This window comes from Veillonella sp. S13053-19, assembly GCF_002959835.1.
GTDB classification, from domain to species: domain Bacteria; phylum Bacillota; class Negativicutes; order Veillonellales; family Veillonellaceae; genus Veillonella; species Veillonella rogosae.
The window spans coordinates 25,210-40,734 of record NZ_PPDA01000002.1 but is presented as its reverse complement, the minus strand read 5'-3'; the positions used below and the strand labels follow the sequence as shown (position 1 = coordinate 40,734).

The following is a 15,525-nucleotide window of genomic DNA, read 5'->3' as shown; positions in this document are numbered from 1 at the left end:
ACTTTATAAATGTTTCACAAGGAAAGGATGCAACATGGCACAATTAGTAAAAGCTGCTCAAGCAGGCTTCGATGAAAAAAATGATGCATTAGTAACGGTTGAACCGATTGCTAGCGGTATCGAAATCGAATTAACATCCAAAGTTATCCGTCAATACGGCGACCAAATTAAATCCGTTGTTTTGAACACAGTAAAAGAAGCTGGTTTTGACGGCGTGAAAGTAATCGTACAAGATAAAAATGCTTGGGATTACACAATTAAAGCTCGCGTATTAGGCGCATTGGAAAGGGGGAGCAAAGCATAATGGCTAACGATAAAACATTCCCAGAAGTTAAAACAAATCCATTAACAGAGGCTGCTAAAAAACGCTTGTCTCGTTCCATGATGTTCGTACCTGGTAATACACCTAAAATGATTAACAGTGCTGACATTCACGGTGCTGACTCCATCATGATCGACATCGAAGATTCCGTTGCTGTAACAGAAAAAGACACTGCTCGTCTTTTAACTGCAGAAGCTTTGAAATCCCGTAAGTTCCGCGGTGAAACAGTTGTTCGTATCAACCATCCTACTCAAACTCCTTATGGTTATGATGATCTTGATGTAATCGTTCCTGCCAAACCTGATTTGATTCGTTTACCTAAAACTGAGGACGTTTCCGAAGTTGAAATTGTAGCGAAGAAAATTGAAGAAGTAGAAAAAGCTAACGGTTGGGAAGAAGGTACAATCAACATTATCGTAGCTATCGAATCCGTTCGTGGCTTGTACAATGTTCGCGAAATCTGCCATGGCCCTCGCGTAGTTGCTATCGCTCTTGGCGCTGAAGACTATCGTGCTGACCTTCGCACTGGTAAAAGCAAACCAGCTGTTGAATTGTTGTTCGCTCGTCAAACAATCCTTCATGCAGCACGCGAAGCAGGTATCCGCGTAATCGATACAGTATTCTCCGACGTGAAAGATCCTCAAGGTTTCCGCGAAGAAGTTGAATTCATTAAAGCTTTGGGTTACGATGGCAAATCTTGTATCCACCCAAGCCAAATTAAAATTATCCACGAAGTATTCACTCCTGACGAAAAAGAAATCGCTCATTCCGTTAAGGTATTGAACAGCTATGCAGATGCATTGCGCAACAATAAAGGCGTAATCGCTGTAGATGGCAAAATGATCGATGGTCCTATCGTAGTTCGTGCACAACGCGTAGTTGATAAAGCACGTGCAGCAGGTATTAAAGTTGAATTAGAGGAAGGAGCAGAATACGATGTTAAATAAAGTAGGTCGCGATATCCCAACAAATATCCCAGCACTAGAAGGTCGCGAAGTATACCAAGGTGAATTCGCAATCGAACCAAATGCTCATCGCGCAGGTAAAACTGTACACATGAGTCGTGTGGGTACTAATAAAGTTCTTGCTTCTATCGACGAAGCAATCGAAAAAGCTGGCGTAAAAGATGGTATGACATTGTCTTTCCACCATCACTTGCGCAATGGCGACTATGTAATGAAAATGGTTATGGAACGCGTTCAAGCGAAAGGTATTAAAGACATTACAATTGCGTCTTCCTCCTTATCCCCATGCCATGAGTTCTTAGTAGAAATGATTCAAGATGGTACTGTAACAGCTATCGAAACATCTGGCTTGCGCGATCGTCTTGGTAAATTCTTAACACAAAACCCAGGCGTATTGAAACGCCCTGTAATCATTCGTTCCCATGGTGGCCGTGCTCGTGCTATCGAATGTGGCGAAGTTCATATCGACGTAGCTTTCATGGGTGCTCCTACAGCTGATCCACGTGGTAATGCTACTGGTCGTACAGGCAAATCCGCATGTGGTGCACTTGGCTATGCTAAAGTTGACTCCCACTATGCAGATACAACTGTTATTATCACAGATAACTTGGTTGACTATGTACACAACTATGCAATCCCTCAAACTGACGTAGATTATGTTGTTGAGGTTGAAAGCATTGGTGATCCAGAAGGTATCGCTTCTGGTGCGGTAGGTTTTACTAAAAACCCTATCCAAATCAAAATCGCTGAATTAGCTGGTGAATTCCTTGACCAAGCCGGTATCATTAAAGACGGTTTCGTATTCCAATTGGGCGCTGGTGGCGCTCCATTGACTGTAGCGAAATTCATCGGTGAAAAACTTCGCAAACGCGGTGAAGTAGCTGGCTTTGCTATCGGTGGTGCTACTGGTATCTTGACTGGCATGCTTGAAGAAGGTTTGATTCGTGCTATCTACGATACTCAAACATTCGATACTACTGCAGCAGCATCTTTGGATAAAAACTCTGCACATATCGAAATGTCCGCTTCTATGTACGCTAACCCTTGGACAGACTGCACTACTAACTACTTAGACGTAGTATTCCTTGGTGCTACTGAAATCGACCTTGATTTCAACGTAAACGTAATGACTGACTCCAACGGTGTATTGATGGGCGCTTCTGGAGGTCACTCCGATACAGCAGCAGGTGCTAAATGCACAGTTATTACTTGCCCATTGATCCGCGGCCGCTTGCCAATGATCCGTGATAAAGTAGCTACTGTAATTACACCAGGCTCCTCCATTGACGTACTTGTTACTGAATATGGTATCGCAATCAACCCAGCTCGTACTGATTTGATTGAACGCTTCAAAGATAGCAACTTGCCTATCTTCACAATTGAAGAATTACAACAATTAGCATTTGACTTAGTAGGTAAACCACAAGACATTCCTGTGTCTGACAAAGACGAAGATATCGTAGCAATCGTAGAATACCGCGATGGCTCTATCATCGACGTGGTTCGTAAACCTCTATAATTAAAATCAAAATACTCCCTATGATCTTCGGATTTGTAGGGAGTGTTTTTGCGTTGCATCATATACTCGAAAATACCTGTAGGTATATATCTAAATGATTGTTATACTTATAAACCTTTGATATACTATAAGGGGGGAAGCTATGTTTCACTTTATGTTTTAATTTTAGGAGAGACTATGAGCCAAGTATTTAAACAAGATCTAACAGATAACTCTGTTCGTACTGTTATAGATATTAATTTGGGCGAATATGCATCGGGCACTCGCTAGTTGGTAATTGATGAAAGGTGTGAGCATTATGAATGATCAACGTGTTTTTGACATGGAACTTGTGAAAGTTGAAAGTCTAGAGAAAGCTGTTAGGACTCCATTTTATCAAACTGATTCCACAGGTGGTTCAGTATGGGTTATTAAACCTGGTCAAACCTTACCAAAGCATTACCATCATAACTCTGATGATATATGGGTTATATTGCAAGGCAAGGGGGTATTTTATCCAACGCCTGATACGGAGGTGCCTTTTACAAAGGGGCAAGTTATAGTATCTAAAAAGGGTGAATGTCATGGCGCAAAAAATACTGGAACAGAAGATGTTATCTTTGTAAGTATCGTTGCTCCTGTACCTGCTGATTATGACCCTGTTAGTACTAATTAATATGAAAGCACTTTATAGTATTTTGTTATCTTGTAATAGAGATAGAGTTATACCATAAAGTGCTTTTTATTTTATACAGTCATTCTTTGTGAATATACCTTTTCTATTTTAGATGCTATGATTTTGATTTTGCTATTCTTATTTGTTATTTCTATATTCTATACAATTCCATTGACAGGGGACTTTTGTTTTCTTAAGATAGTATAGTATGTAATATCTTAGTTAGTAGAAAGGAATTGTATGAACTCATCTGTAACGGAGTCTCGAAGTGAGGCTATTGATGTTAAGGATTTTACACGGCGACGTATGTGGCATGTAATCCTGCCATTATTTATTGTTTCTATTATTGCCTTCTTGGACCGCGTAAATATTGCCTATGCAGGTCTAACGATGAAACAAAACTTACCATGGTTAACACCAGAGGTATTCGGTATGGGAGCCGGCATTTTCTTTATTGGCTATGTTCTCTTTGAGGTGCCTGCATCATTGATCGCTGCACGTTGTAATGCTATGCTTTGGATTGCACGCATTATGTTTAGTTGGGGCATAGTGTGTGTCCTTATGACGACCATGACTACTGTATGGGAGTTTTACTTATATCGATTTCTATTGGGGTTATGTGAAGCGTCATTGTATCCTGTCGTATATTCCTTGTTGATTCCTAATTGGTTCTTACCGAAGGAGCGAGCAAAGGCTATTTCCTTGATGCTTACGTCTTTGTTATTCTCTAATATCATTGGTGGTCCGTTAGCTGGTATATTACTTGATACAACGTTCTTTGGCTTACATGGGTGGCGCACACTCTTCATCGTAGAGGCATTACCTGCTGTAATCTTTGCTTTCATTTTTGCATTCTGGATGAAAGAAAAACCAGAACAGGCTTCTTGGGTAAGCGATGCAGAGAAAGCTTACATGAAAGAAGAATTAGCTAAAGAGGAAGCTAAAAAACAAGAGGTTAAGAAATATACAACTTGGCAAGCCTTAAGAGATCCTAAAGTATTACTTTTATCTTTAATTTACTTCTTATGGATTATTGGCTTCTGGGGCTTTAGCTTCTGGATGCCTCAAGTACTTAAAAGTTTATCTGGCTGGCCACCAAGTGTGGTAGCTTGGTCTATTGCTATCCCAATGACGGCTGCATTACTTGTGCAAGTATACTGCGGTCACTCCTCTGAGAAGCGCAATGAAAAACGTTGGCATATTGCTACTACCTTGTTTATTGGCACCTTTGGTTTTATTGCTACACCACATAGTCCATCTCCAGAAATTAGCTTGTTATTCATCTGTTTAACGGCTGTTGGTGTTTACGGTGGTATGGGTGTATGGTGGACCATGCCGACCACGTTCTTATCTGGTGCAGCCGCAGCAGGTGCAATGGGTCTTATTAATGCTTCCGGTAACGTAGGGGGCTGGGTAGGTCCTTATATGCTTGGCTTTATCAATGGTCATACTGGTAGCTTTGCAATAGGCTATTACGTAATGGGTGCATGCATGTTCCTTGCAGGTCTATTGATTTTGACACTTCCAAAATCTATGGAACATAAGGATGACTAAGTAGCCCTGAATCAAATTTAAAAAGAGCTATATCTTTAATACTCTCGCATAATAGCGGTTATATAGAGATATAGCTCTTTTCCTTTAGTAATAATGTTGTTTTATGTATAATAAGAATAATAGAATCTACAGGATAAAATTAAGAGAGGATAATATGTATAGAAAGTTATTTTTAGCAGCCGTATTAACAATTTTTACACTAGGCGCATCTGTAAATGCTATATCATTATATGACCCGACTGGTGAAGGGCGAGCTGCCTTTGAGCGATTGGCTGTACATAATCGTGACATTGTTGAAGTTTCAGGTCCTTATGATTCTTGGGAAACGGCAGTTAAGAATATAGGGCGAGCAAAATTTATTTATAATCAAAATCAAATTGATACACTTAAGGCGTTGCAAAATAAACTGAAGCCAATACTTGGTGATTACTATGTATCTGCTTATTATGTTGATTCATCAATTTATACATATGAGAATGGAACAATAGAAATTAAACCAACAATTAATGATGCCGGTAAAACTCAATATTTTGTTGAATATAAAGCGCAGGAGCGATATATTGATTCTAACTATTGGAATCCTTTTGTGGATAAAATTGTTACTGTAGCAGATCCCATTATTTTTTATGAGAATAGATATGGCTCTGGAAACTTAATTGGTGTAACGGGATTTGGTTATGAAGAGACTACTCAGGGGTTCCCTGATAAAGGATTGGTAGCCGCAGATAAAGCATATAAGGCCGCTGAAGATGCTTTAGTTAGTAGAGTGTTGGAATTGGGCTGGGTAAACAAAGCTCGTGAAGCAGAACTACGTGATTATCTAAATACTAATGACGGGGTTCATAAAGGCTATGGCTTAGAAGCTATGGGATTTGGCGTTATGGCCCAGAAAAATCTTTATCTTTATATAGATGATGAAGGTAATTTCCATCATAGGCATTATTCTGTGGTACGAGAGCAGGAAAAAGCATATGATAAATCTTTTGCATTATATGATTATTATCGGCTAGATAGAAAAATAAAAGATGTTACAATTTTTAATTAATGTAATAGAACGTAAGTTAAATAAATTTCAGTGTTTGTGTAACAAAATTATTCTGTTATTGAATATAGATAAATAAAATCATAAACTAAAAATGCCAGATACAGTATTATTACTCATTTGAGTCTAATCGTTGTATCTGGCATTTTTTATTTTTTTACATCAGGCACTTTCCCAGGGTTCATATCGAGGTTTAAATCTGTCGATTTGAATTGGTGTGGATTGGCCTCTGGCGGTTGTACTTTGAGTTCTGGGTGTAACCATTGTAGTTGTTTTAGCTCCCAGTCGTACATAGCACCATCGTTTTGGAGTTGGCGAATACTTTTAAAGACTTCGTCTAATTGATCGCCATGTTTATTAGCCATCCCTTCTAGAATGTATAGGCGACCTGCTACGCTATTGATGGTGGAGCCATCATGGTCTTCATCGACGCGCCATTGTAATTCTGAAATTTGTATTTGCTGGAAGATTATAACAATAACCAGCACAATAATCACGCCCCACATAGGAGCTTCTTTAGCTTTCAAAAGGGCCCGCAATTTAGCTGCGAGCCCAGATGTTTTATTCATTATTGACGATCCTCGAGTTGTAATCCTGGTAATGGTAATTTGGAATTTACAAAGTCTAACCACAAGCGAGAAGCGTGGGAGAGGTAATGACCTTTTTTCCAAATAACATAGAGGGTATGAATGATTTCAGGCACTAGTGGTCTTACGACAACCTTGGAACCAACCTCAGTATTTTCACCTACCTCAGGGCAGAGGCGAGATGGTAACAATGCGATGGCAAGGTCTGCACTAACCGTTTGTAACATAAGATCACGTTGACTTGTTTCAAACACGATATGCGGTTGGAAACCGGTGTGCTTACAAGCTTTGATGATTTCGTCATGTAAGTTGAAGTCGTCTTTGTGCAATACAAAGGATTCATCAGCTAACATTTCTAAACGAATTTCTTTTTCCTTCGCTAGAGGGCTGGATTTTGGAATGATAACGGAAAGTGGGTCACTAGTAAGGTAGAAGGACTCAAATTCTTTAGGGTTTGGTTTAGTACAGATGATACCAATATCAATTAAACCTTCTTGAACGCTGATTTCAACCTTTTTAGAACCTTGTTCATATAGCTCTAATTCAATTTGCGGATATACTTTTTTGAACTCCCCTAATAATTGGGCAAAGATTGGTGCATCTGTAATTGGTGGAATACCAATTCGGATGGAACCTTGCTCCAAACGAAATTCATTTTCAAAATCAGTTTTTAGATGTTCAAACATAAACACAACGCGTTTAGCGTGGGTTAAGAAGATGGTACCCCCATCAGTAAGTTCTACAGATTTAGCATTACGCATGAAGAGAACAACACCAAGTTCGTCTTCTAAAGCTTTGATAGTACGGCTGATAGCAGATTGGGAGATGTGTAAATTCCTCGCAGCCTTACTGAAGCTTTTTTGATCAGCTACTTCAACGAAGTATTTCAAATGATGAAAATCCATAATTAACCCCCTAAAAATAAAACTTGGTTATAGGAAGTGACCTAACTAAATGAGAATAGTTATTACTAGAATGCAACTAGCTATTACTTTATGTAAAGCATGAATAGCAATATTGGCAAAGCGACAGTCACTGTATGTGTTGCGTTGATAGGGCCCAGCACGTTATAATTAGCTTATAGGGCTATATCAAGTTATGATATTAGGAATTATGGTTGTGCCCATTACAAAAAAGTATGTTCACACATAATGCCGTATTATATATAACATATATATTATTGCATTATTTTTTCATGTACGCAAGTTTGTAATGGTTGTTATTCCTAAACATAATGATAGATTAAGCAAGTGTTCTATTTTTGCTAAATGCTTAAGGAGGCAATAATCACATGAGTCGTAAATTTAAAACTATGGACGGCAACCAAGCGGCTGCTCACGTTTCTTATGGTTTTACAGAAGTTGCTGCGATTTACCCAATCACTCCATCTTCCCCAATGCCAGAACACATTGACGAATGGTCTGCTGCTGGTCGTAAAAACATCTTCGGCAACACTGTTCAAGTTGTAGAAATGCAATCTGAAGCAGGCGCTGCTGCTGCATTCCACGGTTCCTTACAAGCTGGCGCATTAACAACAACTTTCACATCTTCCCAAGGTTTGTTATTGATGCTTCCTAATTTATACAAAGTAGCAGGCGAATTACTTCCAGGTGTATTCCAAGTAGCTGCTCGTGCATTAGCTGCACATGCTTTGTCTATCTTTGGTGACCATCAAGACGTTATGGCTGCTCGTGCATCCGGTTGCGCTATGCTAGCTGAATCCTCCGTACAAGAAGTAATGGACTTGTCCGCAGTAGCTCACTTGACAGCTATTAAAACTCGCGTACCTTTCATCAACTTCTTCGACGGTTTCCGTACATCCCACGAAATTCAAAAAATTCAAATTTGGGACTATGAAGATTTGAAACCATTAGTAGACATGGACGCTGTTAAAGCTTTCCGTAAAAATGCGTTGAATCCAGATGCTCCTGTAACTCGTGGTACTGCAGAAAACCCTGACGTATACTTCCAACATCGTGAAGCATCCAACAAATTCTACTTGGAACTTCCAGACGTTGTAGAACATTACATGAACGAAGTTAACAAATTGGCTGGTACTAACTACCAATTGTTCAACTACCATGGTGCTCCTGATGCAACTGACGTAGTCGTTACTATGGGTTCTTCCGCTCAAGTAGTACAATCCACTGTTGATTACCTCAACAAATTGGGTCGTAAAGTAGGTTTCATCAACGTTCACTTGTTCCGTCCATTCGCAACAGATCGTTTGTTGAAAGCTCTTCCTCAAACTGTAGAACGCATTGCAGTGCTTGACCGCACTAAAGAACCAGGCGCTTTGGCTGAACCATTGTTCTTGGATGTACAAGCAGCTGTAGTTGACGGCGGCCGTAATGTAAAAGTTATCGCTGGTCGTTATGGTTTGAGCTCCAAAGACGTTATCCCTGCAGACATCGTGGCTGTATTTGATAACTTAGCTGCTGAAAATGGCAAGAAATTCTTCACATTGGGTATCAATGACGATGTTACATTCTTGTCCTTAGATCGTGCTGAAGGCGTAGAAGTAGAAACTCCTGGTTTGACTGAATGTAAATTCTGGGGCTTCGGTTCTGACGGTACTGTAGGTGCGAATAAATCCGCTATCAAAATCATCGGTGACCACACTGACATGTATGCTCAAGCATACTTCGACTACGACTCCAAAAAATCTGGTGGCGTAACAATGTCTCACCTTCGTTTTGGTAAAAACCCAATCAACTTACCTTACTTGGTAACTGAACCTCAATTCGTAGCATGTCACCGTCAATCTTACGTACATGAATACGACTTGATCCGCGGCATCAAAAAAGGTGGTACATTCTTATTGAACTGTACTTGGTCTCCTGAAGAATTGGACGAACATTTACCTGCTAAATTACGTCGTCAAATCGCAGAAAAAGAATTGAACTTCTACATCATCAATGCTGCGAAAATCGCTTCCGAAATCGGTTTGGGCGGTCGTATCAACATGGTAACTCAAGCTGCGTTCTTCAAATTGACTGAAATCATCCCTGTTGAAGATGCTGTTAAATACCTTAAAGAATCCGTAGTAACTTCTTACGGTAAAAAAGGTCAAAATATCGTTGACATGAACAATGCTGCTATCGATCAAGGCGTTGGCGCTTTGGTAAAAGTAGATGTTCCTGCTGACTGGAAAAACGCTGTTGATGAAGGCAACCACACAGTAAAACCTGGTTGTGAGTCTTGTCCATCCTACGTTCAAAACATTGCACAACCAATCAATGCTCAAGCTGGTTACGATCTTCCTGTATCCACATTCGCTGGTTACGAAGACGGTACATTACCTGCTGGTACTGCTAAATTCGAAAAACGCGGTCCTGCATTGTTCGTTCCAAAATGGTTACCAGAAAACTGTATCCAATGTAACCAATGTTCCTTCGTATGTCCACATGCTACAATTCGTCCAATCTTGGCAACTGAAGCAGAAGTGGCTGCGGCTCCAGAACATTTCGATACAATTCCTGCTATGGGCGCTAAAGATCTTCAATTCCGTATCGCAGTATCCCCATTAGACTGCTTGGGCTGCGGTAACTGTGTTGATATCTGTCCATCTCCAAAAGGCAAAGCTATCGTAATGACTTCCATCGACACTGAAATTGAACAAGCTGAAGCTTGGAATTACGGTGTTAACCTTCCTGTAAAAGAAAACCCTATGAAGAAAGAGACTCTTAAAGGTTCTCAATTCGAACAACCATTGTTCGAGTTCTCCGGTGCTTGCGCAGGTTGTGGTGAAACTCCTTACGCTAAATTGTTAACTCAATTATTCGGCGACCGCATGATGATTGCCAATGCAACTGGTTGTTCCTCCATCTGGGGTGCTTCCATGCCTGCATCTCCATACACAACTAACCAACAAGGTCAAGGTCCTTCCTGGGCTAACTCCTTGTTCGAGGACAATGCTGAGTATGGTTATGGTATGTACATCGGCGTTAAGAAAGTTCGTCAACAATTAGCAGAAGTGGCTGCGAAAGCTGCTGAAACTGCTACTGGCGAATTGAAAGAAGCTTTAGAACAATGGCTTGAATTCGCTAACCTTGGTGCGGCTACTCGTCAACGTTCCGAACGTTTAGTAGCAGCTATCGAAGCTGAAGGTGCTACAACTCCTGAGTTGAAAGAACTTCTTGAGAAAAAACAATTCTTGATCAAACGTTCTCACTGGATCTTCGGTGGTGACGGCTGGGCATACGATATCGGTTTCGGTGGTGTTGACCATGTATTAGCTTCTGGCGAAGACATCAACATCTTCGTATTCGATACTGAAGTATACTCCAACACTGGTGGTCAAGCTTCCAAATCCACTAACGTAGCAGCAGTTGCTCAATTCGCAGCTTCTGGTAAACGTACTAAGAAAAAAGACCTTGGCATGATGGCTATGTCTTATGGTTATGTATACGTAGCACAAGTAGCTATGGGCGCAGACAAAAACCAATTGATGAAAGCTGTTACAGAAGCTGAAGCATATCCAGGTCCATCCTTGATCATCGCTTACAGCCCATGTATCAACCATGGTATCAAAGCTGGTATGGGTAAAGCTCAAGAAGAACAACGTAAAGCAGTTGCAGCTGGTTACTGGGATCTTTACAGATACAACCCTCAACTTAAAGAAGAAGGTAAAAATCCATTCTCCTTGGATTCCAAAGAACCAACTGAAAGCTTCCAAGACTTCCTTAAAGGTGAAGTACGTTATGCTTCCTTGGCTAAAGCAGCTCCAGACGTTGCAGAAGAATTGTTCGCTAAAACTGAACAAGACGCTAAAGAACGTCGCTTAAGCTATGTTCGCTTACAAAAAGGTTTTGAAGACGTAAAATAATCCGTTATTTAACGACTGATAACTATATGAGGCACCCTTTCGAGGGTGCCTCTTTTTGTTATTGTCTTTAGACTGGTTCGCGACGTAGTCGCGAATCATAAAACCACCCGCTATGCGGGTGCGGCAACGAAAGTTATACAAAAAAATCACCTTGCTTAAGTATAATGTAGGTGTTCAAGCCGCATTATATACAAAAGAAAGGTGATTTTATATGGCAACAAAGACACAGAGCCTTGCGCACACAAAATGGTTATGCAAATACCACATAGTATTTACACCTAAGTATAGACGTAAAGTTATATATAATCAATACAGAAATAGTTTACGTGAAATACTGAGACGTTTATGTGAATATAAGGGCGTCAAGATTATAGAGGGGGAGCTTATGGCAGATCATGTGCATATGCTAGTGTTAATTCCACCTAAAATATCAGTTTCATCTTTTATGGGATATTTAAAGGGTAAAAGTGCGCTAATGATGTTCGATAAACACGCAAACTTAAAGTATAAATTTGGAAATAGACACTTTTGGTCCGAGGGATATTATGTAAGTACGGTAGGATTAAATGAAGCTACCGTAAAAAAATATATACGTGAGCAAGAGTTACATGACCAAATGAAAGATAAACTTAGTGTAAAAGAATATGAGGACCCTTTTAAGGGTAGCAAGTAATACATATCCCCTTTAAGGGGACCGTTACGAGTCAATGGCTATGCGGCTTGAACGTAGTGAAAGCCAGCGCCTTTAGACGCTGGCCTAGTACTACGGGCTTATAGCCCGTGAGCAAACCACCCGTTTTACGGGTGGTTCTGATTGTATTATTTGCGTATTAACTGCTCGAAACATAGGTAATATATTTGGAATTTGGTATAATGATAAGTAGCTATGCATAATGCTAGCAATACATAATGTTAGTAATACATATTTGAATAATTCTAATATTAAATATAGAGGTATATATGGCTAAGGATAATACACAAATGGTAAATGAAGAAATGCAACAAACGATATATAAAGAGTTAGGCTATAAATCCTATCCATTTCCTTTTACTACACCTGCTTATTTAGAGGCATATGGTACACTTGTGGGTCTTAAGCCACCAACGGCTAAAACGGCGCGTGTCCTTGAATTAGGTGCTACCTATGGTGGTAATATCATTTCCCAAGCAGCTCACAATCCTGAAGCGACCTTTGTAGGGATTGAACTTTCACAAGACCAAGTAGAGAAGGGAAATAAAATTATCGGGGATGCAAAACTTGATAATGTATCTTTAGTACAAGGGGATATCTTGAATTTTGATGAATCAATGGGAAACTTTGACTATATTATTGCGCATGGTTTCTACTCTTGGATCAGCGATGAAATGAAGGATAAATTGCTTGATATTATTTCCAATCACTTAGCTGATAATGGTATTGCTTACGTATCTTATAATACCTATCCGGGCTGGCATACGATGGAAGAGGTTCGTCAGCTCATGTTGTTTGCTAATCGTGGCCATGATGAATCTACGCATAAGGAAAAGGTATTGCGTGGTAAGACTGTGGGAAGCTTGGTAGGTGCCCAAATCCTTAACTACGATAATCTAAAAGAACGTAATAGTAAATTCCTCGGTGCCTTGCGCTCCGTTATGCAAAAGGACGACTATTATGTAGGTCATGACCATTTAGAACCTCATAATGATCCATGTTATCTCTATCAATTTAATGATCATCTTAAGGCTAATAATCTCGCTTATGTAGGTGATGCAGATCTTACATTGTCTATGGTTCGTACTTATGATGAAAGCATTGCAGACAAACTTCAGCAACTAGCGCCTAACAGCCAAGCAGATCAAGAGCAATATTTAGATTTTATGCTTGATACGACATTCCGTAAGTCTATTATCTGTAAAGCAAGTGCTGCGAAAGATATTAGTTATGCTGTATCGAATCCTGCTGAAGTAAATACAATTCCTGTGCGTACTGCCATAAATAACTTTACCTTCCAAATTCTATTTGATGAAGAGGCTTTGGAAATGTTTGAAAACAGCTTAGTAAAAGATACGTTCCAAGCACTAATCAAGGATGGTGGCACCTTTAACATGATTGAAGCATTAGCTATTTTAAAAGCGGCTCATGAGGTGGCTAATGCATCGGATGATGAATTGGAACCGGCTGTATGCAGCTTATATAAAGCTGTAGTAGAGCATATGGTACGCGGTGGTATTCGTTTCTATAAAACATTCCCAGAAAAGCAAGAGTACATGGAAGGTTTATCCTATGTACCTACACGATTTACAAACTTAGTGAAAGCCATAGCTGATGGTGGTAGTGAGTATATTTATGGCGGGAATTCATTCAATGATGCTATTGGCGATATTTCTGAAGAAGATTTAATGTTCATGGAGTTGTTGAATAAACCAAAGTCTAAGTCTACTTTAACTAAAAAAATTAAAGATACCATTTTTAGTGCTGATAAATCGCAAACTGGTAAGCACCAAAATGCGATGGCAGAAGCCTTTTATAATGAGTTAACAAAGCGCATGGGAGATCTAGGTTTTCTTAGAAATAAAAAGACAGATGGTATTTCTTAAAAGGGAATGACTATGTATTTGAAATTTGAGCGTTTAAAGAGGTTCCGTTCATATTAATTTCATAGTGCAAAACAAAACCCGTTACACTTATAACATTTATATGTAAAAAGTGTTAATGGGTTTTCTTTTATATAATTAAATTTAAATTTATTTAATAATTATTACATTTAGTTATTTAATCTTGCCAAAAAAGTATAGTAAATCGATAAAATTAATGAGAAATAAATGAACCATATATGAAAATTATGGTATACTATGTATGGGTATTTTTGTGAACATCATCCGGAGTGTTGTGGATGATTATATAAATTGTATTAGTTGTACTAATTGTATTATTTGTAAAAGGAGTCTTTTATGGCATCTAAGAAGGCAGTTCTAGTATACATACTAGAAATCCTGAAAAGTGAAACAGATGCTAATCATACTTTATCTCAAGAGGAGATCCGCAGTATATTAGCTGAGCGGTACGAGGTGTCCGTGGATCGGAAGACCTTAGGCCGTCATTTAAATGATTTATATGAATCTGGTGATTTTGGTATTCAATGTGAAGAGTCTGCCGTGGGAGCAGATGGCACTACTCGCCGTACCAATTTCTACATGATTCATACTTTTGAAGATTCGGAATTGCGATTATTGATTGATGGTGTGTTGGCATCTCGCCATATTACAGCATCTCAACGTAAGGATTTAATTAGTCGTGTTGCTAAACTTGGTAGCTCTCATTTCAAGCCCCATGGTATTGATATTGAAAGTTCTACAGGTTACCTTCATAGAAGCCAGGACTTATTCCTTAACATTGATCTCATAGAAGAAGCAATACAAAAGGGGAGAAAAATTTCGTTGGCTTATTGCCAACCTGACGTGGATAAGCGCTTACATATTAATCTCGGTCCAGATAACAAGGAACGGAAATATGTATTTAACCCATTCCAACTAGTAATGAATCGGGGACACTATTACCTAGTTGGGAACCACGAAAACTACGACGACATGTCTACATTGCGCGTCGATCGTATTGCACACATTACGGTGCTAAGCGAACGAAGAAAACCTTTACGGGAGATAAAGGGATACCAACAGCAACGCACCTTTAATGTGTCTCAGTACGCAAAAGAGCATATCTATATGTTCGGTGGTGAATCCATTACGGTAAGCTTTAAAGCAAAACGTTCTATCGTAAATCAAATCTTGGATTGGTTCGATGGCAATGTGGAATTTACTAATGTAACAGCTGATGATGTGGTATGTCGCGTACGTGTAAATCATCATGCGTTTAAATATTGGGCTCTCCAATATATGCAAAGTGTAAAAGTACTTTCACCAGCATCCTTGGTGACTGAAGTGAAGGAAGCTATAAAAGAAGGCTTACAACAATATTCATAATAAAAGAGCTAGTTGATCGTTGAATCAACTAGCTCTATTTTTATGTATTCTGTTTTGGTGAACGTACAGCTCTTATTTGGTAGAACGGACAGT

General features: G+C 39.4%; 12 protein-coding genes. 10 read left to right on the top strand and 2 right to left on the bottom strand.

Features of this window, described 5'->3' with window-relative positions:
- Nucleotides 1-34 precede the first annotated feature (34 nt).
- The 6 genes from citD (at nt 35) to VEHSUH06_RS00160 (ending at nt 6,060) form a co-directional block, all read left to right on the top strand.
- Nucleotides 35-304, top strand: coding sequence for a citrate lyase acyl carrier protein (gene citD, locus VEHSUH06_RS00185; RefSeq protein WP_009351290.1), 270 nt, complete (start codon nt 35-37; stop codon nt 302-304).
- Nucleotides 304-1,269, top strand: a complete 966-nt coding sequence (locus VEHSUH06_RS00180) for a CoA ester lyase (protein WP_105097358.1) — start codon at nt 304-306, stop codon at nt 1,267-1,269. Before citD ends, VEHSUH06_RS00180 begins: the two co-directional genes overlap by 1 nt.
- Nucleotides 1,259-2,806, top strand: coding sequence for a citrate lyase subunit alpha (citF, locus tag VEHSUH06_RS00175; RefSeq protein ID WP_105097357.1), 1,548 nt, complete (start codon nt 1,259-1,261; stop codon nt 2,804-2,806). Before VEHSUH06_RS00180 ends, citF begins: the two co-directional genes overlap by 11 nt.
- Nucleotides 2,807-3,104: 298 nt before the next feature.
- Complete coding sequence (locus VEHSUH06_RS00170; protein WP_038125713.1) at nt 3,105-3,461, top strand: cupin domain-containing protein; 357 nt, start codon at nt 3,105-3,107, stop codon at nt 3,459-3,461.
- Between the two features lie 240 nt (nt 3,462-3,701).
- The gene (locus tag VEHSUH06_RS00165) at nt 3,702-5,015 is read left to right on the top strand and encodes an MFS transporter (RefSeq protein WP_105097356.1); all 1,314 of its coding nucleotides are present in this window, start codon (nt 3,702-3,704) and stop codon (nt 5,013-5,015) included.
- Between the two features lie 154 nt (nt 5,016-5,169).
- On the top strand, nt 5,170-6,060 hold the full coding sequence (locus VEHSUH06_RS00160) for a hypothetical protein (protein WP_009351034.1): 891 nt from the start codon (nt 5,170-5,172) through the stop codon (nt 6,058-6,060).
- 146 nt (nt 6,061-6,206) lie between these two features.
- On the opposite strand, the gene VEHSUH06_RS00155 is transcribed toward VEHSUH06_RS00160, so the two are convergent.
- Both VEHSUH06_RS00155 and VEHSUH06_RS00150 read right to left on the bottom strand, forming a co-directional pair.
- Nucleotides 6,207-6,626, bottom strand: a complete 420-nt coding sequence (locus tag VEHSUH06_RS00155; RefSeq protein WP_105097355.1) for a hypothetical protein — start codon at nt 6,624-6,626, stop codon at nt 6,207-6,209.
- Complete coding sequence (locus VEHSUH06_RS00150) at nt 6,626-7,549, bottom strand: LysR family transcriptional regulator (RefSeq protein ID WP_009351004.1); 924 nt, start codon at nt 7,547-7,549, stop codon at nt 6,626-6,628. Before VEHSUH06_RS00150 ends, VEHSUH06_RS00155 begins: the two co-directional genes overlap by 1 nt.
- 386 nt (nt 7,550-7,935) lie before the next feature.
- Here VEHSUH06_RS00150 and nifJ point away from each other — a divergent pair, with 386 nt between their 5' ends.
- From nifJ to VEHSUH06_RS00130, 4 genes are all read left to right on the top strand, one after another.
- Entirely contained in the window at nt 7,936-11,472 is a 3,537-nt protein-coding gene (nifJ, locus tag VEHSUH06_RS00145; RefSeq protein WP_105097354.1) for a pyruvate:ferredoxin (flavodoxin) oxidoreductase, read from the top strand.
- Nucleotides 11,473-11,683: 211 nt separating this feature from the next.
- Entirely contained in the window at nt 11,684-12,145 is a 462-nt protein-coding gene (gene tnpA, locus VEHSUH06_RS00140) for an IS200/IS605 family transposase (protein ID WP_005380067.1), read from the top strand.
- A 287-nt stretch (nt 12,146-12,432) separates the two neighbouring features.
- Nucleotides 12,433-14,049, top strand: a complete 1,617-nt coding sequence (locus tag VEHSUH06_RS00135; RefSeq protein ID WP_105097353.1) for a methyltransferase regulatory domain-containing protein — start codon at nt 12,433-12,435, stop codon at nt 14,047-14,049.
- A gap of 354 nt (nt 14,050-14,403) precedes the next feature.
- Nucleotides 14,404-15,432, top strand: a complete 1,029-nt coding sequence (locus tag VEHSUH06_RS00130; RefSeq protein WP_105097352.1) for a YafY family protein — start codon at nt 14,404-14,406, stop codon at nt 15,430-15,432.
- Nucleotides 15,433-15,525 lie beyond the last annotated feature (93 nt).